Source organism: Variovorax sp. FG153 (assembly GCF_057809595.1).
Window position 1 is genome coordinate 190,252 of the sequence record NZ_JBMDKG010000003.1, and the last position, 21,157, is coordinate 211,408.

Consider the following 21,157-nt stretch of genomic DNA (forward strand, 5'->3'; position numbering starts at 1 on the left):
GGCAGCATGCCGCGCTTCGGGCGCAGCAGCTCCAGCGTGCGGGCCGGCCTTCATGGTGCGGCCCGCCGCGCTTTCTCTTTCTTCTTGTTCCCTCAATCCCACGCCGGCGACAGCCCGGCCGGATCCGTCAGCCGCTCGCCACGGTCGAGCGCCGCGATCTGCGTCATCTCCGCGTCGCTGAGCCGAAGCTGCCGCGCCTTCAGATTGCTCTCGAGGTTCGCGCGCTTGGTCGACGACGGAATCACCGCATAGCCCAGCTGCATCGCCCAGGCCAGCACCACCTGCGCCGTGGTCGCGCCATGCGCCTTGGCAATCGCCTCGATCGCGGGGTCGTGGATGACCTTGCCGTAGGCCAGCGTCATGTACGAGGTGATGTGGATGCCCTGGCTCTTCGCGAACTCGGCCACCTTGCGGTTCTGCAGGTAGGGGTGCAGCTCGACCTGGTTGGTTGCGATCTGCGCCGCGCCCACGGCCGCGATGGCTTCCTTCATCAGTGCGATGTTGAAGTTCGACACGCCGATGCGTTTGGTGAGCCCCTGCGCCTTGGCGTCGGCCAGCGCGCTCATGAACTCGGCCACCGGCACCGCGTTGCCGGGTGAGGGCCAGTGGATCAGCGTCAGGTCGACGTGGTCGGTGCGCAGCTTCGCGAGGCTCTCCTTGAGGCTGGGCACCAGCTTGTCCTTGGCGTAGTTGTCGGTCCAGATCTTGGTGGTGACGAACAGCTCGCCGCGCGCCACGCCGCTTTCGGCGATGGCCTGGCCCACCTCGGCTTCGTTGCCGTAGATCTGGGCCGTGTCGATAGTGCGGTAGCCGAGTTCGAGGCCGGTCTTCACCGAGTCGATGACCACCTGGCCCTTGAGGCGGAAGGTGCCGAGGCCGAAGGCGGGGATGGGGGAGGGGGTGTCGTGGTTGCTCATGGTGGGGTCCTTGGTTGAGAAGTACGTGGGTCGAATCGATTGACCGATGAATGGATGGATGGATGAAGGCGAAAGAAGAGAGAAGACGCCGCGCCCTCGTCGCGCGGCGCAGGCGCGCACCGCGCCTCAGTGTCCGACCGGCACCGGCCCCGAGGCGCGCACCGGGATGCCGCTGCGGCGGTCGAGCACGCCGCTCCACTGCGTGAGCGCCAGCGACACCAGCACCACCAGCGCGCCGATCCAGGGCGTGTGCATCAGGCCGAGGTGCGTGACGATCAGGCCGCCGGCCCAGGCCGCGCCGGCAATGCCGAGGTTGAAGGCCGCGATGTTCAGGCCCGAGGCCACGTCGACCGCCTGCGGCGTGAAGCGTTCGGCCTGCTTCACCACGTAGACCTGCAGGCCCGGCACGTTGCCGAAGGCCACCGCGCCCCACAGCAGCACCGCCACCACGGCAAACCACTTGTGCGGCGCCGCGAAGTTGAACAGCAGCAGCACCGCGGCCAGCAGCGCGAAGATGATCTTCAGCGCCGGGATCGGGCCCAGCCGGTCGGCCAGCTTGCCGCCCCAGATGTTGCCCACCGCCACCGACACGCCGTAGACCAGCATCACCCAGCCCACCGCGCCCGCGCTGAAGCCGGCCACGTCGGTCAGGATCGGCGCGAGAAAGGTGAAGGGAATGAACGAGCCGCCGTAGCCGATGGCCGTCTTGGCATACACGAGCAACAGGCGCGGCTCGGCCAGCACCTTGGCCTGCTGCGCCAGCGAGGCCGGCGCCGTGTGGCGGATGTCGCTGGGCACGAAGATCCAGCTGCCCACGAAGGCGATCACGCCGAGCGCCGACACCGCGAGGAAGGTTTCACGCCAGCCGAAGTGCTGCCCGATGAAGGTGCCCAGCGGCACGCCCGTGACCAGCGCCACCGTGAGGCCCGTGAACATGATCGCGATCGCGCTGGCCGCCTTTTCCTTGGGCACCAGGCCGGTGGCGATGGTCGAGCCGATCGAGAAGAACACCCCGTGCGCCAGCCCCGTGAGGATGCGCGCGGCCACCAGCGTTTCGTAGCTGGGCGCCTTCCAGGCCAGCAGGTTGCCGACCGTGAACAGCGCCATCAGGCCCAGCAGCAGCGCCTTGCGCGGCAGCTTGCCCGTGAGCGCGGTGAGCACCGGCGCGCCGATGGCCACGCCCAGTGCATAGAGGCTGACCAGCAGGCCGGCCGAGGGAAGGCCGATGCCTAGATCGGCGGCGACCGTGGGGATGAGGCCAACGATGACGAACTCTGTGGTTCCGATGGCGAAGGCGCTGAGGGTTAGCGCTAGTAGGGCGATGGGCATGAAGAGACTCCTTCTTGGATGTGGAGGAGTGTCTTGCGGTTACCTTTGCGGATAAATGGGGTTGGTGGCAGAAGATAGTTGCCTGTGGGTCAAGTATTTCTACGCTATCTCTTGTGCTCACCCGAGTAAGAGGCCGCTACGAAATTCGTTGCAGGTAGATACACTGCTCAGGTGGCGCCAGGTGGCGCGACCGGGTTTGGAAGCCTGATGAAGCTCTGCGCAACCAGGAGTCCATCACATGGCTGAATCCGTTTGCGCTTGCGCGCAATTTTCCGATCCTTCGACGTTCATTCGTCTCACGTCACTCGACCTGAGCACCCTCGCACTCCAAACCTGCGACGACGCCGACCACCTCAACGAAGTCCTCCGCGCCTACACCGCGCTAGAAAAGCTGGTCGAGCCCGCCAGCCTCCAGGACGGCGAAACCCTAGCCCCCACCCGCACCGAGCTCAGTGCCTTGCTGCGCCTGCTCAACCAATCCCTGATGTCCCGCATCGACACGATCCACGCCGCGGCCCTCACGCTGCGCGAGGCGATCGAAGACGCGAGCCAGCCCCCGACCCAGGCCATCGCCGCGCCATGAAATGGAAAAAAGCCGCCGGCAAAACCGGCGGCTTTCACGCATCAAGCAGTCGCCAGGCGCCAACTCAAGCCGCCATCGGCTCCGGCAACACCGAAGTCAACGCGAAGTCGATCAGCCGCAGCCAGGTTTCCTCCAGCCCCATGATGTTGTGGTGGTCGGAGTTCGCCACGGTCTTCACGCTCACGGGCGTCGGCCAGGCGTCGATGAGCTTCTGCGAGCGCTCGTGCAGCACCACGTCGTCGCGCTCGGCCAGCAGCACCTGGGTCTTGGCGGCGACCTCCTTGCTGTGCTCGATCGAATTGAAGCGATGGCGCAGCAGCAGCGACAGCGGCACGAGCGGAAAGCGCTTCTTCGCCACTTCGAGCATGGAGTCGTAGGGCGTCACGAGCTGCAGGCTCTCGAAGGGCTGGCGCGCCGACAGCTGGATGGCGACGCCGGTGCCGAGGCTGCGGCCGACGACGTGCAGGCGCGCCTGCGGGAAGGCACGGCGCAGGTGGCGCGCGAACTGCTCGGCGTCGGCCACGGAGGCGACCTCCGACGGGCTGCCCTGCGAATCGGCCACGCCGCGGTAGTTGATGGCGGCCATGCCGAAGCCCTCGGGCAGCCAGTGCAGGGCCTGGGCGGTCACGCGCACGTCCTCGCCGCGGCCGGCCAGGTAGAGGAAGAGGTCCTGCACGGCCGCCTCGCCCTGCGGGTGGTAGACGTAGCCACGCACCATGCCGCCGGGCACGGGGTGCGAGTAGGTGGAGAAGTCTTCCGACAGATGCACCACGGGCCGCTTGCGGGCATTGAAGAGGATGTGGCCCTGGCGCGTGGCCAGCAGGGTCCAGTAGGCGGCGAGGCTGCCGATGACGGCGGCCGAGGTCGACAGGGCGAAGCGGGCGATTCTTGCGTTGGTGTTGTATGAGGGCAAAGGGGCTCCCGGGAAAAAGGCCGGCATGTGTGACGCGGGCGGGAGGAGATAGTTTCGCCGCGTTGGGAAGACAGCGCGTAGCGTGGTGTATGACGGTGTTCGCCGATGTACGGCGAGGTTGGCTGCGCGATGTGGAATGCAGCGCCGCGCGACGCCGGTTTTTGTCGGCTTGCGCTGACGCCGGCCGCCAGGGCGCTGCAGATAATCCGGCCCCATGACGACCCTTGCCCTCGACTGCTTCTACAGCCTCTCCTCGCCCTGGGCCTACCTCGGTGGCCCGCAGTTGCAGGACATCGTGCGCCGCCACCACGTGCGGCTGGCGCTCAAGCCCTACGACTTCCAGGCGGTGGTGCCCCAGACCGGCGGCATTCCGCTGAAGACGCGGCCCGAGCCGCGCCGCACGTACCACGCGCTCGAGCTGGCGCGTTGGCGCGACTACCTCGGCATGCCGCTGAACCTGGAGCCGGCGCACTATCCGAAAGGCGCGCCGAGCGACCCGAACTGGAACAAGTACCCGGGCTGGATGGTGATCGCGGCGCAGCTGCAGGGGCTCGATGCGCTGCCGCTGTCGCACGCGCTGCTGCGCGCGCTGTGGGCCGAGGAGCGCGACACGTCGGCGGCGGCGGTGCGCATCGCGGTAGCCGACGAGAACGGCTACGACGGCGCGACCCTGCAGGCGATGGAGCAGTCGGCCGAGGTGCTGGCCGTGTACCGTGCCAACAGCGCGGAGGCGGTGGAGCTCGGGGTGTTCGGGGCGCCGACCTTCATCCTCGGCGACGAGCGCTTCTGGGGGCAGGACCGGCTGGGCTTTCTCGACCGGGCGCTCGACAAGCTGCGCGCGGCGGGGTGACCGGGCCGTGAGGCGGGGTTTCGACAAGCTCAGCCTGAGCGGTTGAGGTTGTTGGGCGGGGCTTCGACAGGCTCAGCCTGAACGGGTGGGGGTGTTCGAACGAAAAACCGCTGGGGCTGAGAAAGCCTTTCGAACCAAAAAAACCGTTCAGGCTGAGCTTGTCGAAGCCCCGCCCGATCTCAACGCCCCTCACTGCACCCACATCGAACGCGGCAGCAGCGCCGGCACCAGCGCCCGGTTGAGCCGCTCGCGCCACCAGCGCAGCGCCTGGCCCTTCGCGCCGGTCTTCCACGCGAGCCAGAAGGCCTCGGGCGGACGCGGCTCCTCGGTGGGCAGTTCGACCAGGGTGCCGCGCGCGAGCTCGAGCGCGATGCAGGCGCGCGGCAGGTAGCCGTGGCCCAGCCCTTCGAGCTGGCAGGCGATCTTGGCGACCATCGAGGGCACGGTGATGCGCGGCTGCCCGGCCAGCAGGCCGACGGTGCGGTCCGACAGCGTGCGCGCGCTGTCGCCCACCACGATGGCGTTGTGCTCGAGCAGGTCGCCGCGCTGCAGCGCTCGGCCGATGCGCGTGAGCGGATGGGTGGGCGCGACGCAGAAGGCGAACTCGAGGCTGCCGACCTGCGTGGCCTGGTAGCCGCCGCCGGCCGGGCCTTCGCCCGCGGCGATGACGATGTCGGCGCGGCCCTCGCGCAGCGCCTCCCAGGTGCCGGTGAGCGCCTCGCAGCCGATGCGCAGCCGGGTGCCGCAGCGCAGGTCCTCGAAGGCGCGCACGTCGCCGATCAGCGCCTGGGTGGGAATCAGCGAGTCGTGCACCAGCCGCAGCTCGGACTCGAAGCCGGTGGCGATCTGGCGCATGCGCGATTCGAGGTCGCTCGCGGCGCTCAGCAGCCAGCGGCCTTCCTTGAGCATTTCCTCGCCCGCGGCGGTGAGGGTGACGCGCGGGCCGTTGCGCTCGAACAGCAGCATGCCGAGCTGCTCCTCGAGCTTGCCCACGGCGTACGAGATGGTCGAAGGCACCTTGTTCAGGCGCGTGGCGGCGGCCGCGAAGGAGCCGTGGCGCGCGATGGCGTCGACGACCTCGATGGCTTCCAGGCTGAGCTTGAGCACGGGGCGGATTCCTGTGAATGAGTACGAAGGTTGAACGATCGAAATAGATGATCGAAAACTTCGATCATAGAAGCTGAAAAGTTTCGCCGATGACCGGGTTTCGGCCCGCGATGATTGATCCATGCCTAGGGGATGAGCCCCGAAGGCGATTGTGAATCACATCGATCAAAAACGTCATCGAAAGGTCATCAACCATGTTGGAACTTCGCGCCGCCACCGACCGTGGAACCGCCAATTTCGGCTGGCTCCAGTCGCGCCACACCTTCTCCTTCGGCCACTACCACGACGCACGGCAGCAGGGCTTCTCCGACCTGCTGGTGATCAACGACGACCGCGTGACGCCGGGCCGCGGCTTCGGCACCCATCCGCACCGCGACATGGAGATCTTTTCGTACGTGCTCGAAGGCGCGCTCGAACACAAGGACTCGATGGGCACGGGCTCGGTGATCCATCCGGGCGACGTGCAGATGATGAGCGCCGGCACCGGCGTGCGGCACAGCGAGTTCAACGCCTCGGCCGTGGACCCGGTGCATTTCCTGCAGATCTGGATCGTGCCCGGTGCGCGCGGCGTGGCGCCGCGCTACCAGCAGGTGCACTTCGGCGCCGAGCAAAAGCGCGGCCGGCTGCGGCTGATCATTTCGCCCGACGGCGACCAGGGCTCGCTCGCGGTGCATCAGGACGCCCGCGTCTACGCCGGCCTGTTCGACGGCGCCGAGACCGCCTCGCTGCAACTGGCCGCCGATCGCTATGCCTATGTGCACGTGGCCCGCGGCAGCGTGGAAGTCAACGGCCAGCGCATGGCCGAGGGCGACGGCGCCCGCATCCGCCTCGCGCAGCAGCTCGATTTTTCCAACGGCGACGACGCCGAGGTGCTGGTGTTCGACCTGCGGCCGAACGAGCTGCCGGCGCTCTGATTTCTTTTTTCCCCCTCTTTGTTTTCCCAACCTCGTTTTTTCAGGAGTCTTCCCATGTCCATCAAAGCCACCCCCACCGCTGGCGCCACCCTGCTGACCCCCACCGACCACACGCTGGTGATGATCGACTTCCAGTCGCAGATGGCCTTCGCCACGCACTCGATCGACGCGGTGAACCTGCGCAACAACGCCGCGCTGGTGGCACAGGCGGCGGCAGGCTTCGGCGTGTCGACCATCCTCACGACCGTGGCCGAGAAGAGCTTCTCGGGCCCGATGTTCGACGAGATCACGGCCGCTTTCCCCGGGCAGAAGATGCTGGACCGCACCTCGATGAACACCTGGGAGGACGCGGCCGTGATCGAGCGCGTGAACCAGATCGGCAAGCCGCGCATCGTGCTCGCGGGCCTGTGGACCAGCGTGTGCATCGTGGGCCCGGCGCTGTCGGCGCTGGACCAGGGTTTCGAGGTCTACGTGATCGCCGATGCCTGCGGCGACGTGTCGACCGAGGCACATGAGCGCGCGATGCAGCGCATGGTGCAGGCCGGCGCGCGGCCGATGACCTCGCTGCAGTACCTGCTCGAGCTGCAGCGCGACTGGGCGCGCGGCGACACCTACGAGCTCACGACCGGCATCGCGAAGAAGGTGGGCGGCGCCTACGGCATCGGCATCAACTACGCCAAGAGCATGTTCGGCGCCCACGAAGGCTGAGCCCCGGCAACGAACGGAACAACGAACAGAGAGCGCCGGCCATGAAGCCCTATGTCGTCTCCCTTGCGCTGGGCCTGCTGGTCGGCGTGATCTACGCGCTGTTCCAGGTGCGCTCGCCGGCGCCGCCGGTGATCGCGCTGGTCGGCCTGCTCGGCATCCTGCTCGGCGAGCAGCTCCCGCCGCTGGTGCGGCAGGTGTTCGAGCGGCCCGCGGCCACCTCGTGGCTGCATCACCAGGTCAAGCCGCATGTGTTCGGCGAACTGCCGAAGTGCGTGCAGCCCGAAGCGGCGAAGACCGCCGCCCACTCGTCCGACAGGAGCGATGCATGAGCACCCCCGACCCGCAACGCCGCCAGCTCCTGGGCGCCCTCGGCGCCTTCGCCGCCACCTCCCTCGCATCCACCCCGACCATGGCCAACACCCAGACCCCCGACCTCATCCTGCGCAACGGCCGCTTCACCACGCTGGACCGCGCCAACCCCACGGCCGATGCCGTGGCCATCAAGGACGGCCGCTACACCCGCGTGGGCCGCGCCGAAGACGTGCTGCCGCTGGCCGGCCCGAGCACCCGCGCGATCGACCTGCAGGGCCAGCGCGTGCTGCCGGGGCTGATCGACAACCACCTGCACATCATCCGCGGCGGCCTCAACTACAACATGGAGCTGCGCTGGGACGGCGTGAGGAGCCTGGCCGACGCGATGGGCATGCTCAAGCGCCAGGTGGCGATCACGCCGGCGCCGCAATGGGTGCGCGTGGTGGGCGGCTTCACCGAGCACCAGTTCGTGGAGAAGCGGCTGCCGACCATCGCCGAACTCAACGCGGTGGCGCCCGACACGCCGGTGTTCATCCTGCACCTGTACGACCGCGCGCTGCTCAACGGCGCCGCGCTGCGCGCCGTCGGCTACACCAGGGACACGCCGGCGCCGCACGGCGGCGAGATCGTGCGCGATGCCGCGGGCAACCCGACCGGCCTGCTGCTGGCCAAGCCCAATGCCGCGATCCTCTACGCGACGCTGGCCAAGGGGCCGAAGCTGCCCTTCGACTACCAGCTCAATTCCACGCGCCACTTCATGCGCGAGCTCAACCGCCTGGGCGTGACCGGCGCGCTCGACGCGGGCGGCGGCTTCCAGAACTATCCCGACGACTACGCGGTGATCCGGAAGCTGGCCGACGACGGGCAGCTCACGATCCGCCTGGCCTACAACCTGTTCACGCAGAAGGCCAAGGAGGAGAAGGCCGACTTCCTGAACTGGACCCGCACCTCGAAATACAAGCAGGGCGACGACTACTTCCGCCACAACGGCGCGGGCGAGATGCTGGTGTTCTCGGCCGCCGACTTCGAGGACTTCCGCGAGCCGCGGCCCGAGATGGGCCCCGAGATGGAAGGCGAGCTCGAGGAGGTGGTGCGCATCCTGGCGCAGAACCGCTGGCCCTGGCGCATGCACGCGACCTACGACGAGACCATCAGCCGCTCGCTCGACGTGTTTGAGAAGGTCAACAAGGACACGCCGCTGGCCGGCCTGAACTGGTTCTTCGACCATGCCGAGACGATCTCCGAGGAGTCGATGGACCGCATCGCCGCGCTCGGCGGCGGGGTGGCGGTGCAGCACCGCATGGCCTACCAGGGCGAGTACTTCGTCGAGCGCTACGGCGCGGGCGCGGCCGAGGCCACGCCGCCGGTCAAGAAGATGCTGGAGCGCGGGCTCAAGGTCTCGGCCGGCACCGACGCGACGCGCGTGGCTTCGTACAACCCGTGGGTGTCGCTGTCGTGGCTGGTCACGGGCAAGACGGTGGGCGGCATGCAGCTCTATCCGCAGCGCAACTGCCTCGACCGCGAGGGGGCGCTGCGCATGTGGACCGAGAACGTCACCTGGTTCTCGAACGAGGAGGGCAAGAAGGGCCGCATCCAGGCCGGCCAGCTCGCCGACCTGGTGGTGCCCGACCGCGACTACTTCGGCTGCGCCGAATCGGAGATCGCCGACATCACGGCGCTGCTGACGATGGTGGGCGGCAAGGTGGTCTATGGCGCGGGCCGCTTCGCGTCGCTCGACGAGGGCGCGCCGCCGCCCGCGATGCCGGACTGGTCGCCGGCGCGCACCTTCGGCGGCTATGCGGGCTGGGCCGACACGAAGGGCGTGCACGGCGCCGAAGGCGCGCCGATGCAGAAGGTCATGCGCAACGCGGCCGCGTCGTGCGGCTGCGCGAACAACTGCAACGTGCATGGCCACAGCCACGCGACGGCCTGGAGCAGCAAGCTGCCGATCGCCGACCTCAAGAGCTTCTGGGGCGCGCTGGGCTGCGCCTGCTGGGCGGTGTGATGGCGATGCGCTGGACCACCTCTTCGGCCGTGCGCTGGATCGCCTTGCTGCTGCTGTGCGCGGCCTACCTGCAGGGCGGGCTCAACAAGGCGATGGACTTCGACGCGGCGATCGCCGAGATGAACCACTTCGGCCTGTCGCCGGCCGGCCCGCTGGCCGCGGCGGTGATCGTGCTCGAGCTCGGCGCCGCGGCGCTGATCCTCGCGGGCTTCTGGCGCTGGCTCGGCGCGCTCGCGCTGGCGGGCTTCACGCTGATGGCGACCTTCGTCGCGCTGCGCTTCTGGGAGATGCCGCTGGGGCACGAGCGCTTCATGGCCGCCAACTCCTTCTTCGAACACCTGGGACTGGTCGGCGGCTTCGTGCTCGTGGCCTGGCTCGACCTCAAGGAACGCCGCGATGACTGAAGCCCTCAAGACCGCCAAGCCCGGCGCCTTCGCCCCGCTGCGCCAGCCGGTGTTCGCGGTGCTGTGGGCCGCCACGGTGCTCGGCAACATCGGCAGCTTCATGCGCGACGTGGCGAGCTCGTGGCTGGTGACCGACCTGTCGGCCAGCCCGACCGCGGTGGCGCTGATCCAGACCGCGGCCACCTTGCCGGTGTTCCTGCTGGCGATCCCGGCCGGCGTGCTGTCGGACATCCTCGACCGGCGCCGCTTCCTGATCTTCGTGCAGCTGGTGCTGGCGGCGGTCAGCGGCACGCTGCTGGTGCTCTCGCACACCGGCGCGCTCACGGTCGAGTACCTGATCGCGCTGACCTTCGTGGGCGGCATCGGCGCGGCGCTGATGGGGCCGACCTGGCAGTCGATCGTGCCCGAGCTGGTGCCGCGTTCGGACCTCAAGGGCGCGGTGGCGCTGAGCTCGCTGGGCATCAACATCGCGCGCTCGATCGGCCCGGCCGCGGGCGGGCTGATCCTCGCGAGCTTCGGCGCGGCCGTGACCTACGGCGTGGACGTGCTGAGCTACGTGTTCGTGATCGCGGCGCTCTTGTGGTGGAAGCGGCCGGCGGCCGTCGACAGCGGGCTGTCGGAGAACTTCCTCGGTGCCTTCCGCGCCGGCCTGCGCTACACGCGCTCCAGCAAGGAGCTGCACGTGGTGCTGCTGCGCGCGGCGGTGTTCTTCCTGTTCGCGAGCTCGGTGTGGGCGTTGCTGCCGCTGGTGGCGCGCCAGATGCTCGGCGGCAGCGCCGGCTTCTACGGCGTGCTGCTGGGCGCGGTGGGCGCGGGCGCCATCGGCGGCGCGCTGCTGATGCCGCGGATGCGCGAGCGGCTCGATGCCGACGGCATGCTGCTGCTGGCCTCGGTGCTGACGGCGGCGGTGATGGGCGCGCTGGTGCTGGCGCCGCCCCAGTGGCTGGCCGTGGCGCTGCTGCTGGTGCTGGGCCTGGGCTGGATCGTGGCGCTGACCACGCTCAACAGCGTGGCGCAGTCGATCCTGCCGAACTGGGTGCGCGGACGCGGCCTGGCGGTCTACCTCACGGTGTTCAACGGCGCGATGGCCGCGGGCAGCCTGGGCTGGGGCCTGGTGGCGCAGCAGATCGGCGTGCCGTTCACGCTGGTGGCGGGCGCCGTGGGGCTGGTGGTGGCGGGGTTGATCTTCCACCGCGTGAAGCTGCCCGCGGGCGAAGCCGACCTGCAGGCCTCGAACCACTGGCCCGAGCCGCTGGTGGCCGAGCCCGTGGCGCACGACCGCGGGCCCGTGATGATCCAGGTCGAGTACCGCATCCGCAAGGACGACCGGCCCGCCTTCATGGCCGCGATGAAGCGCCTGTCGCTCGAACGCCGCCGCGACGGCGCCTATGCCTGGGGCCTGCACGAGCACACGGCCGACCCGGAACGGATCATGGAATGGTTCCTCGTCGAGTCGTGGGCCGAGCACCTGCGCCAGCACCACCGCGTGTCGCAGGCCGATGCGGACCTGCAGGGCGAGGCGCTGCGCTTCCATGCGGGGCCGGGCAAGCCGGAGGTGCATCACTTCCTGTCGCTCTGAGCCTTTCTCCCGCCGACCTCCCGTTTCTTTCAACCACTCACCAAGGAAAAACCATGACCACACTGACCCTTCGCGACGGCACCGAGCTCTATTACAAGGACTGGGGCAGCGGCCAGCCGATCCTGTTCAGCCACGGCTGGCCCCTGAGCGCCGACATGTGGGACAGCCAGATGCAGTTCTTCGCCGAACGCGGCTACCGCGCCATCGCCTTCGACCGCCGCGGCTTCGGCCGCTCGAGCCAGCCCTGGACCGGCTTCGACTACGACACCTTCGCCGACGACATCGCCGAGCTGATCGAGAAGCTCGACCTGAAGAACGTGGTGCTCGCGGGCTTTTCGATGGGCGGCGGCGACGTCACGCGCTACATCGCGCGCCACGGCTCGGCGCGGGTGGCGAAGCTGGCGCTGATCAGCGCGGTCACGCCGCTGTTCATGAAGACGGCCGACCACCCGGTGGGTCCCGAGAAGTCGCTGTTCGACGGCATCCGCGCCGGCCTCGCGGCCGACCGGGCGCAGTTCCTCGACGACTTCAGCACCATCTTCTACGGCACCAACCGGCCGGGCGCGGCGGTGTCGCAGGGCGTGTTCAAGCAGACGCTGCAGATCGCGCTGCAGGCCTCGCTGAAGGCGACGATCGACTGCGTGACCGCGTTCTCCGAGACCGACTTCCGCCCCGACATGGCGAAGATCGACGTGCCCACGCTGGTGATCCACGGCGACGACGACCAGGTCGTGCCCTTCGAGGCCACGGGCAAGCTGGCGCACGAGCTGATCGCGGGCAGCCGGCTCGAGGTGTACGCGGGCGCGCCGCATGCGACCTGCACCACGCACCGCGACCGCGTGAACGCGGACCTGCTGGGCTTCGTGCAGGGCTGAGCGGGGGGCGGCCGGGCGCGGCGGCGGCGCCCGGCCGTTTTTTCCTTTGGGCCCGCTGGCGCCAGGGCCGGTGCCGCTGGCGATAATCCGTCGATGCGAATCCGCTTTACCAAGATGCAGGGAGCCGGCAACGATTTCGTCGTGCTCGACGAAACCCGCGGCACGCTGGGCCTCACCCCCGCGCAGTACCGCTTCCTGGCCGACCGCCATTTCGGCGTCGGCGCCGACCAGATCCTCACGGTGCGGCCCGCGCGCGCCGCGGGCACCGACTTCCAGTACGTGATCCACAACGCCGACGGCGGCGAGGTCGAGCAGTGCGGCAACGGCGCGCGCTGCTTCATGCGCTTCGTGCGCGAGCATGGCCTGACCGACAAGAACACAGTGCGCGTCGAAACCCTGGCCGGCGTGATCGAGCCGCGCATGGGCGACGACGGCCGCGTGACGGTCGACATGGGGGCGCCGATCTTCGAACCCGAGCGCGTGCCCTTCGACACCGCCGGGCTCGATCCGCAGCCCGAGGGCGGCTGGCACACCTGGCACCTGGCGCTGGGCACGCAGGCCGAGAGCGCTATCGTTTCGGTAGCGGTGCTGTCGATGGGCAACCCGCACGCGGTGCAGCTCGTCGACGACGTCGAGACCGCGCCCGTGGCCGAGCAGGGGCCGCAGATCGAACACCATCCGCGCTTTCCGCAGCGCGTGAACGCCGGTTTCATGCAGGTCGTGAGCCGCACGCAGGTGAAGCTGCGCGTGTTCGAGCGCGGCGCGGGCGAAACCCTGGCCTGCGGCACCGGCGCCTGCGCGGCGGTGGTGGCGGGCATCCGGCTCGGGCTGCTGGACCGCCGGGTCGACGTGCAGACGCACGGCGGCATTCTCACCATCGAATGGCAGGGCGAGGGCCGGCCGGTGCTGATGACGGGCCCGGCCACCACGGTGTTCGAGGGCGACATCGAGGTGCCGGACCTGCCATGACCTCCTTCACGAACAACCAAGACGCGAACGCCATGAACCCGATCACCGAAGACGACATCGCGAACTACCTGGCGAACACGCCCGACTTCTTCGAGCGCCATGCCCAGCTGCTGGCGCAGGTGCAGCTCACCAGCCCGCACGGCAACCGCGCCGTGAGCCTGCAGGAGCGCCAGGCCGAGATGCTGCGCGAGAAGATCAAGGCGCTCGAGCACCGCGTGATGGACATGGTGCGCCACGGCACCGAGAACGTGGTGATCGCCGACCGGCTGCAGCGCTGGACCGCGGGCCTCCTGACCACGCGCGACCCGCGCAGCCTGCCCTACCGCATCGCGGTCGACCTGCAGTCGCTGTTCCTGGTGCCGCAGACGGCCATCAAGGTCTGGGACTGCGGCACCGAATACCTCAACGAAGCCTATGCGCAGTGGGTCAGCGACGACGTGAAGGCGCTCGCGACCTCGCTGACCGCGCCGTACTGCGGCCTGAACGCGGGCTTCGAGGCGGCCAACTGGCTGCCCGAGCCGAATGCCGCGGCCTCGATCTCGCTGATTCCGCTGCGCGCCGAGCCCAATGCCCCGGCCTTCGGCCTGCTGGTGCTGGCCTCGCCCGACGCGCAGCGCTTCAACGCCGAGATGGGCACCGACTTCCTCGAGCGCATCGCCGAACTGGCCTCGGGCGCGCTGTCGCGGCTGCGGCCTTGATCCGTTCCGTCGCGGCGCTGGGGCGCCTGTGGCGCCGGGTGCCGCGCGTGCTGCGGGTCGCGGCCTGGACGGTGTTCGGCGTCGGCGTGGTGGTCTATGCGGCCGCCTGGACCGTGGTGTGGCAGGGCGCGCGCGAGGCGCTCGCCAACCCGCCGCAGCGCGCGGCCGACGCCGCGCTGGTGCTCGGCAACCGCGCCTACCTGCGCGGCAAGCCCAATCCCTGCCTGACCGGGCGCGTCGACGAGGGCGTGGCGCTGGCGCGCGCCGGGCTGGCGCGCGAGCTGCTGTTCTCGGGCGGCGTCGACAGCGAGGACGGCCGCATCGAGGCCGAGGTGATGGAGCATCATGCGCGCGCCGTGGGCCATACCGGGCCGATGCGGCAGGAGCGGGTGTCGAGCTCGACGCGGCTGAACCTCGCGCTCTCGGCGCCGATGCTGCAGGCGGCCGGCGTGCGCAGCGTGATCGTGGTGTCGGAGCCCTACCACCTGTGGCGCGTGAAGCGGCTGGCGCGCAACAGCGGCTTCGACCGCGCCTTCGACGTGCAGTACGCGGCCGCGCCCTCGAGCTGCTGGCGACGCTGGGGCATGGTCTTCAAGGGCGCATTGCGCGAGCCGCTCGCGGTCGTGAACAATGCCGCGCATGGCTACCTCTTCTAGCGCGGCCGGGGCCGAGGCCCCGCCCGCCGACTCGGGCTGGATCGAGAAATACCTGGAGTACGTGCGCGTGGAGCGCCGGCTGTCGGCGCGCACGCTCGAGCTCTACAGCTACCACCTGAAGGAACTGGCGGCGAACGCGGCCGAGGCAAAGCTGCCGCTGGATCGCGTGCAGACCGCGCACGTGCGCCGCTGGATGGCGCAGCTGCATGGCTCGGGCCGCGAGCCGCGCGGCATCGCGCTGGTGCTGTCGTGCTGGCGCAGCTTCTACCGCTGGCTCGGGCACGAGAAGCTGATCGGCTTCAATCCGGTGCAGGACGTGCACGCGCCCAAGGCCGACCGTCCGCTGCCCAAGGCGCTGGGCGTGGACGACGCGGTGCGGCTGGCCGAGCTGCACGACACCGAGGCCGATCCCTGGACCGAGACCCGCGACCGCGCGATCGTCGAGGTGCTCTACGGCTGCGGCCTGCGCGTGAGCGAGCTCACGGGGCTCGACGCGCGCGCGAGCCAGACCGCGCGCGGCTGGATCGACATGGACGCCCACGAGGCCAGCGTGCTCGGCAAGGGCAGCAAGCGCCGCATGGTGCCGGTGGGCTCGAAGGCCATCGAGGCCCTGGCGGCCTGGCTCGCGGTGCGCGGCGACTGCGCGGCGCTCACGGCCGCCACCCTGCGCGAGCCGGCCGAGGCGGCGGCGCTCTTCATCAGCGCCAAGGGCGTGCGCATGTCGTCGCAGGCGGTGTGGAAGCTGTTGCGCGGGCGCAGCCTCAAGGCCGGCCTCGCGACGCCGGTGCATCCGCACATGCTGCGCCATTCCTTCGCGAGCCACGTGCTGCAGTCGAGCAGCGACCTGCGCGCGGTGCAGGACTTGCTGGGGCACGCGAACATCGCGACCACGCAGGTCTACACGCGGCTCGATTTCCAGCACCTGGCGCGCGCCTACGATGCGGCGCATCCGCGCGCGCGGGCCCGCGACGACGATGGCGGCAGTGGCAGCAGCCGTGGCGCCAGGAAAACCCCCGACAAGAAAACATGAAAACCCTCCGACTCAAGCCCGGCAAGGAGCGCTCGCTGCAGCGCCGCCATCCCTGGGTGTTCGAATCCGCCATCGCGCGCGGCGGCGCCGATGCCGGCGAGACCGTGCGCATCGAATCGCACGACGGTGCCTTCCTCGCCTGGGCGGCCTTCAGCCCCGATTCCAAGATCCGCGCGCGTGCCTGGAGCTTCGTCGAGACGCAGCGCATCGACGCGGCCTTTCTCGCGTCGGTGGTGGCGCGCGCGGTCGCGGCGCGCGGCCTGTTCGATTTGCAGAGCGACGGCGTGCGGCTGGTGCATGGCGAGGCCGACGGCCTGCCGGGCCTGATCGTGGACCGCTACGGCGACACGCTGGTGGCGCAGTTCCTGTCGGCCGGCGTGGAGCGCTGGAAAGCCGTGCTGGCCGATGCGCTGCTGAAGGCGACCGGCCTGTCGAAGCTCTACGAGCGCTCGGACGCCAGCGGGCGCGAGCGCGAGGGGCTCAAGCCCGTGACGGGCTGGCTGCGCGGACAGGACGAGGCGACCGAGATCGTGATCCGCGAGCACGACTGGAAGCTGTCGCTCGACATCGCCACCGGCCACAAGACCGGCTTCTACCTCGACCAGCGCGACAGCCGCCGGCGCTTTGCCGAGATGGCGCGGCACCGGCGCTTCCGGCGCGTGCTCAACTGCTTCTGCTACACGGGCGGCTTCACGGTGGCGGCGCTCGCGGGCCTGAAGGCGGCGGACGCGGTGAAGGGCGCCTCGCTGGTGTCGGTCGATTCCTCGCTGCCGGCGCTCGAGCGCGCGCGCGGCCACCTGGCGCTCAACGGCTTCGACGCGGCGGCCGACGGCTTCGAGGCCGAGTTCCTCGACGCCAACGTCAACACCGTGCTGCGCGAGTTCCTCGACCAGGGGCGCAGCTTCGACGCCATCGTGCTCGATCCGCCGAAGTTCGCGCCCACGGTGGCGCATGCCGAGCGCGCCGCGCGCGCCTACAAGGACATCAACCGGCTCGCGCTCAAGCTGCTCGAGCCGGGCGGGGTGCTCCTGACCTTCTCGTGCTCGGGCGGCGTGGGCGCCGACCTGTTCCACAAGATCGTGGCCTCGGCCGGGCTCGATGCCGGCGTGGACGGCTACATCGCCGAGCGCCTGGGCGCGGCGCCCGACCATCCGATGACCATCGAATTCCCCGAGGGCGAGTACCTCAAGGGGCTGGCGGTGGTACGAAAACCCGCTTGACCGTGCCGACCGAAGGGGGCTTGGCCCCCGCGGCAACGCAACTCAGTGGCACTGGCTACACTGCCCGCCAGTTTCCCGCTTTCCGATCCATTCCATCCGTTTTCCGCTTCCGGAGCACCCCATGGCCCTGATTCCCGCCACCATCCTCACCGGCTTCCTCGGCTCGGGCAAGACGACCTTGCTCAAGCGCATCCTGACCGAGGCCCACGGCCAGAAGATCGCGGTCATCGAGAACGAGTTCGGCGAGGAGAACATCGACAGCGACATCCTCGTGACCGAATCGAAGGAGCAGATCGTGCAGATGAGCAACGGCTGCGTCTGCTGCACCATCCGCGAAGACCTGCGCGAGGCGCTGCAGCTGCTGGCCGCCAAGAAGCGCCAGGGCCTGCTGGAGTTCGACCGCGTGGTGATCGAGACCACGGGCCTGGCCGATCCCGGCCCGGTGGCGCAGACCTTCTTCATGGACGACGAGATCGCCGAGAGCTACCTGCTCGACTCGATCCTGACGCTGGTCGACGCCAAGCACGCGCCGCAGCAGCTCAACGACCGCCAGGAGGCGCGCCGCCAGGTGGGCTTCGCCGACCAGATCTTCATCAGCAAGAGCGAGCTGGTGTCGGCCGAGGAGACCGAGGCGCTGATCCATCGCCTCAAGCACATGAACCCGCGCGCGCCGCAGCAGAAGGCGCATTTCGGCGACGTGCCGCTCAAGGACATCTTCGACCTGCGCGGCTTCAACCTGAACGCCAAGCTCGACATCGACCCCGACTTCCTGAAGGAAGACGACCACGACCATCACGACCATGACCACGCGCATGGCGAGCATTGCGACCATCCCTCGCACAAGCACGAGGGCCACGGCCACCATCACCACACGGACGACGACGTCAAGAGCTTCGTCTACAAGGCCGACCGCGCCTTCGACCCGGCCAAGCTGGAAGACTTCCTGGGCGCGATCGTCAACATCTACGGCCCGCGCATGCTGCGCTACAAGGGCGTGCTCAACATGAAGGGCACCGAGCGCAAGGTGATCTTCCAGGGCGTGCACCAGCTGATGGGCAGCGACCTCGGTCCCGAATGGGGCAAGGACGAGCAGCGCGAGAGCCGCATGGTGTTCATCGGCATTGAGCTGCCGCGCGAGATTCTCGAGCAGGGGCTCGAGCAGTGCCTGGTGTGAGCTGAGGCTTCCCGATGAAGAAAAGGCGCCGGCCGCGAGGCCCGGCGCCTTTTTACTTGGCGGGCAGCTCGACGGGCTTGCCGATCAGCTTGAGCTGGCCGTCGCTGAATTCGACCTGGCTGGTCACGTCGTCGCCCGCGCGCTTGAGGTAGCCCTGCTGCTCGAACTGTTCGATCATCAGCGCGACCATTTCGGGGGACGCGGCCTGGTCGCCGCTCGCGGTCCCGGCGATCTTCTCGATCCATTTCACCGGCAGCCGCGCGTCGGCCTTGAGCACGCCGCGCTTGAGCATCAGCGCGCTACCGGGCAGCTGCAGGTCCTCCTCGGTCACGCCGGCCATGGCGGCCGAATAGCTGAACTCGGCGTGCTGGCCATCGATCTCGAGCCGCAGCCGGTCGAGGCCGATCTCGGGACCGTGGCTGGCCATGGTCTTGAGGTCGGGCGCGACCCGGTCGAGCAGCGCACGCAGCGCGGCCTGCGAGGCCTTGCCGCCGCGGATGCAGCCGTTGGCGGCGGCCGAGCGGGTCCAGATCTCGGCCAGCTTGCGGTAGGCGCCGACGTCGATGCGGCGCATGCTGCTGACCATCTCGAAGTCGTCGATGCGCGTCGCGCCGACCGAGCCCGTGCCCTTGAAGGTGGCGGTGCCGGCGTAGAGGCCGTTCTCGATGGTGGCGTCGCTGGCGGCGTCGAGGCCCTGCAGCACGATGGCGGGGAAGGGCCTGGCGGGGGCGGCGTCGGGATCGGCCTTCCTGCCGGTCGCCGTGAATTCCAGCGCCTCGAGCCGGCCCGTGCTCTTGCCGGTGGCCAGCATCCAGCCGTGACGGATGTCGAGGTCGGCCCGGGCGCCGAGCTTGCCCATCTTGAGGTTGACGCCGTTGCGCAGGTCCGCGGCCTCGAAGCCGGGCAGGGCGAGTTCGTAGTGCGCCTCGGTGCGCGCGCCGTCGACCCGTACGCGCAGTTGCGCGCCCTGCCAGGAGACGCGGGTCCTGTCCTCGTCGACGAACTGGCCGGGCGCGAGCGCGATCTCGCTGGCGTAGCCGCCGTCGAAGCCGACCCGGGTGTGGGCGCTGAACGGCCGGGCGTCGCCGAACACCTTCCTGGCCTCGGCCTGGCCCTTGATGTCGAGCCGCAGTTCGCTGTCGATGGTGGCCGCGGCCAGGCTGCCGCCGGCCAGCGGGCCGTGGCGGATGGTGTCGCGAAAGCTCAGGCGCAGCGGCTTGGCCGGGGCTGGCGCGGCGTCCTCGCCGTCGTCGTCTTCCGAGGCTTCGGGCCGCGCGGCATCGGCCGGGCAGCCCAGTTCCAGCGTCACGGTGCTGACCGCGCCGAGGAAACCGCGCTCGTAGCCGCGCTCGACCACGCGCACCAGCGCGGTCTGCTCCGGCAGCTCCGCGAAGGCGTTGTCATAGACGGATTTCACCTTGTTGCCGGCCCACCAGGTGCTGCCGGCATAGGCCAGCGCGATCGCGGCGGCCAGGACTCCCAGGACGGTCTTCTTGCTCAAGTTCGGCTTTCTTGTAGGGGTATCCGGGGCCATGAGGCCCCTGGCGCCGGCCCTCCGCCGGCGCGGCGCGATGCTACCGGAGCGCCGTGGGGGTCAAACGCATCGCCCGCGCATTCGAGTTCTCTATACAATCGCGCGCCTGTTGAAAACGCCAGGTCCCCCCGCAAGGGGGCGGCAGGGGTCGACGACAGGAGGGCGCCGCATGTTTGCGGCGGGCTTTCGGGGGTATAACCCCGGGGTTCGCCGACCGGCGGATGCCCTCGACAACGTGGAGCCCGCGCGGCCGACCAGGTCCGCAGTGGCTCCCATGGGAGGAGACACCAGTGAAAGCGCGTTCCAGTTCGTCCAAGGAGCCAGTCACCGTGAAGAAGCCCGCCGCCAAGGCCACGCCAGCATCCAGGACCGACGCCACCAAGGCGACGGCCGCGAAGCCGGCTGTACCGGCGGCCAAGAAAGCATCTTCCGCGACGGCGACCGTGGCGAAGAAGGAAGGCGCCGCAGCGAAGAGCGTCAAGACAGAGAAGACCGCAACGCCCACGGCCAAGGCCGCGAGCGCAACGGCGAAGAAAGCAGTTCATCCCGCCACCAAGCCTGCCAGCGAGCCGGCGGCAAGCGTCCCGGCCAAGAGCGCGAGCAAGACAGCCAAAGCGGGTCCATCGTCCACCAAACCCGTCGGCCCGCGTGCCGTTTCACCTGTTCCCTCGATCCCCATGAAAAAAACGGCTGCCGCCTCTTCCCCCGCCCCGGCGACACCTTCGACCCCCGAGCCCGAAGTCGCCACGGCAACGGCCGCGCCCGCTCCCGCCCGCGGCGGCCGGGTGTCCCGCCTGTCGCAACTGACGGTGCCCTCGATGCCGCAATCGGTGGCATCGACCGCCGCCAAGTCCAGCTTTATCCAGACCGCCTCGCAGGCGCTGGTGCCGCCTCCCCCCGTGAATGTGAAGAAAGATCCGAAGTTGGCCAACAACTGGAAGACCAAGTCCGTCGAAGAACTCAGCGATGCCGAAGTCATCGCGATGCCCGATTCCGAGTACATGAACGAAAAGCAGATGGCGTTCTTCCGCCTGAAGCTCGTCGAACTCAAGCGCGGCATTCTCGAGAATGCCGGCGAAACCACCGAGCACCTGCGTGAAGACACGGTGGTCGTGCCCGATCCGGCCGACCGCGCCACCATCGAGGAAGAGCATGCCCTCGAACTGCGCACCCGCGACCGCGAACGCAAGCTGCTGAAGAAGATCGAGCAGTCGATCCAGCGCATCGACGCCGGCGACTACGGCTACTGCGACGAAACCGGCGAGCCGATCGGCGTCGGCCGCCTGCTGGCCCGCCCGACCGCCACGCTGTCGCTCGAAGCGCAGCAGCGCCGCGAGCTCAAGCAGAAGATGTTCGGGGACTGAGCGCCGGTTCTCCGGC

General features: G+C 69.3%; 21 protein-coding genes. 16 read left to right on the forward strand and 5 right to left on the reverse strand.

The window, feature by feature from the left end; genetic code table 11:
- Positions 1-92: 92 nt before the first annotated feature.
- Together dkgB and ACODT0_RS06130 are read right to left on the reverse strand one after the other, a co-directional pair.
- Entirely contained in the window at positions 93-917 is an 825-nt protein-coding gene (gene dkgB / locus ACODT0_RS06125; protein WP_489040871.1) for a 2,5-didehydrogluconate reductase DkgB, read from the reverse strand.
- Between the two features lie 126 nt (positions 918-1,043).
- The gene (locus tag ACODT0_RS06130) at positions 1,044-2,246 is read right to left on the reverse strand and encodes an MFS transporter (RefSeq protein ID WP_203204371.1); all 1,203 of its coding nucleotides are present in this window, start codon (positions 2,244-2,246) and stop codon (positions 1,044-1,046) included.
- A gap of 238 nt (positions 2,247-2,484) precedes the next feature.
- Here ACODT0_RS06130 and ACODT0_RS06135 point away from each other — a divergent pair, with 238 nt between their 5' ends.
- A complete protein-coding gene (locus ACODT0_RS06135) occupies positions 2,485-2,829 on the forward strand; it encodes a hypothetical protein (RefSeq protein WP_489040872.1) in 345 nt (114 codons plus the stop codon).
- Between the two features lie 64 nt (positions 2,830-2,893).
- Here ACODT0_RS06135 and ACODT0_RS06140 read toward each other — a convergent pair whose 3' ends face one another.
- Positions 2,894-3,742 (reverse strand): alpha/beta hydrolase, encoded by an 849-nt coding sequence (locus tag ACODT0_RS06140; RefSeq protein ID WP_412179317.1) that lies wholly within the window; start codon positions 3,740-3,742, stop codon positions 2,894-2,896.
- Positions 3,743-3,956: 214 nt separating this feature from the next.
- On the opposite strand from ACODT0_RS06140, the gene ACODT0_RS06145 reads away from it, so the two are divergent.
- Positions 3,957-4,592, forward strand: coding sequence for a 2-hydroxychromene-2-carboxylate isomerase (locus tag ACODT0_RS06145; RefSeq protein ID WP_209542583.1), 636 nt, complete (start codon positions 3,957-3,959; stop codon positions 4,590-4,592).
- Positions 4,593-4,781: 189 nt separating this feature from the next.
- Here ACODT0_RS06145 and ACODT0_RS06150 read toward each other — a convergent pair whose 3' ends face one another.
- Entirely contained in the window at positions 4,782-5,699 is a 918-nt protein-coding gene (locus tag ACODT0_RS06150) for a LysR family transcriptional regulator (RefSeq protein ID WP_422098031.1), read from the reverse strand.
- Positions 5,700-5,893: 194 nt separating this feature from the next.
- Between ACODT0_RS06150 and ACODT0_RS06155 the strand changes: the two genes are divergently transcribed.
- The 13 genes from ACODT0_RS06155 (at position 5,894) to ACODT0_RS06215 (ending at position 18,243) form a co-directional block, all read left to right on the forward strand.
- On the forward strand, positions 5,894-6,613 hold the full coding sequence (locus ACODT0_RS06155) for a pirin family protein (RefSeq protein WP_489040873.1): 720 nt from the start codon (positions 5,894-5,896) through the stop codon (positions 6,611-6,613).
- Between the two features lie 54 nt (positions 6,614-6,667).
- Positions 6,668-7,321, forward strand: coding sequence for a hydrolase (locus ACODT0_RS06160; RefSeq protein WP_489040874.1), 654 nt, complete (start codon positions 6,668-6,670; stop codon positions 7,319-7,321).
- 41 nt (positions 7,322-7,362) lie between these two features.
- The gene (locus tag ACODT0_RS06165) at positions 7,363-7,650 is read left to right on the forward strand and encodes a DUF1427 family protein (protein ID WP_057597235.1); all 288 of its coding nucleotides are present in this window, start codon (positions 7,363-7,365) and stop codon (positions 7,648-7,650) included.
- An 80-nt stretch (positions 7,651-7,730) separates the two neighbouring features.
- Complete coding sequence (locus tag ACODT0_RS06170; RefSeq protein ID WP_489040907.1) at positions 7,731-9,638, forward strand: amidohydrolase; 1,908 nt, start codon at positions 7,731-7,733, stop codon at positions 9,636-9,638.
- 5 nt (positions 9,639-9,643) lie between these two features.
- Entirely contained in the window at positions 9,644-10,042 is a 399-nt protein-coding gene (locus ACODT0_RS06175) for a DoxX family protein (RefSeq protein WP_203204380.1), read from the forward strand.
- Complete coding sequence (locus ACODT0_RS06180; protein WP_489040875.1) at positions 10,035-11,621, forward strand: MFS transporter; 1,587 nt, start codon at positions 10,035-10,037, stop codon at positions 11,619-11,621. The genes ACODT0_RS06175 and ACODT0_RS06180 overlap by 8 nt, the downstream gene beginning before the upstream one ends.
- A gap of 53 nt (positions 11,622-11,674) precedes the next feature.
- Positions 11,675-12,496 carry an alpha/beta fold hydrolase gene (locus tag ACODT0_RS06185; RefSeq protein WP_093353337.1) on the forward strand — a complete coding sequence of 274 codons (822 nt, stop codon included), beginning with the start codon at positions 11,675-11,677 and terminating at the stop codon, positions 12,494-12,496.
- A gap of 93 nt (positions 12,497-12,589) precedes the next feature.
- A complete protein-coding gene (gene dapF, locus ACODT0_RS06190) occupies positions 12,590-13,465 on the forward strand; it encodes a diaminopimelate epimerase (protein ID WP_489040876.1) in 876 nt (291 codons plus the stop codon).
- Entirely contained in the window at positions 13,462-14,163 is a 702-nt protein-coding gene (locus tag ACODT0_RS06195) for a DUF484 family protein (RefSeq protein ID WP_261211342.1), read from the forward strand. Before dapF ends, ACODT0_RS06195 begins: the two co-directional genes overlap by 4 nt.
- The gene (locus tag ACODT0_RS06200) at positions 14,160-14,819 is read left to right on the forward strand and encodes a YdcF family protein (protein ID WP_489040877.1); all 660 of its coding nucleotides are present in this window, start codon (positions 14,160-14,162) and stop codon (positions 14,817-14,819) included. The genes ACODT0_RS06195 and ACODT0_RS06200 overlap by 4 nt, the downstream gene beginning before the upstream one ends.
- Positions 14,803-15,849, forward strand: a complete 1,047-nt coding sequence (locus tag ACODT0_RS06205; RefSeq protein WP_057597028.1) for a tyrosine recombinase XerC — start codon at positions 14,803-14,805, stop codon at positions 15,847-15,849. The genes ACODT0_RS06200 and ACODT0_RS06205 overlap by 17 nt, the downstream gene beginning before the upstream one ends.
- Positions 15,846-17,069, forward strand: coding sequence for a class I SAM-dependent rRNA methyltransferase (locus tag ACODT0_RS06210; protein WP_489040879.1), 1,224 nt, complete (start codon positions 15,846-15,848; stop codon positions 17,067-17,069). The genes ACODT0_RS06205 and ACODT0_RS06210 overlap by 4 nt, the downstream gene beginning before the upstream one ends.
- Before the next feature lie 121 nt (positions 17,070-17,190).
- The gene (locus tag ACODT0_RS06215; RefSeq protein WP_057597015.1) at positions 17,191-18,243 is read left to right on the forward strand and encodes a CobW family GTP-binding protein; all 1,053 of its coding nucleotides are present in this window, start codon (positions 17,191-17,193) and stop codon (positions 18,241-18,243) included.
- Between the two features lie 52 nt (positions 18,244-18,295).
- Here ACODT0_RS06215 and ACODT0_RS06220 read toward each other — a convergent pair whose 3' ends face one another.
- Entirely contained in the window at positions 18,296-19,744 is a 1,449-nt protein-coding gene (locus ACODT0_RS06220) for a YdgA family protein (protein WP_489040880.1), read from the reverse strand.
- A 362-nt stretch (positions 19,745-20,106) separates the two neighbouring features.
- Between ACODT0_RS06220 and dksA the strand changes: the two genes are divergently transcribed.
- On the forward strand, positions 20,107-21,141 hold the full coding sequence (gene dksA, locus ACODT0_RS06225) for an RNA polymerase-binding protein DksA (protein ID WP_261211337.1): 1,035 nt from the start codon (positions 20,107-20,109) through the stop codon (positions 21,139-21,141).
- Positions 21,142-21,157: the final 16 nt, after the last annotated feature.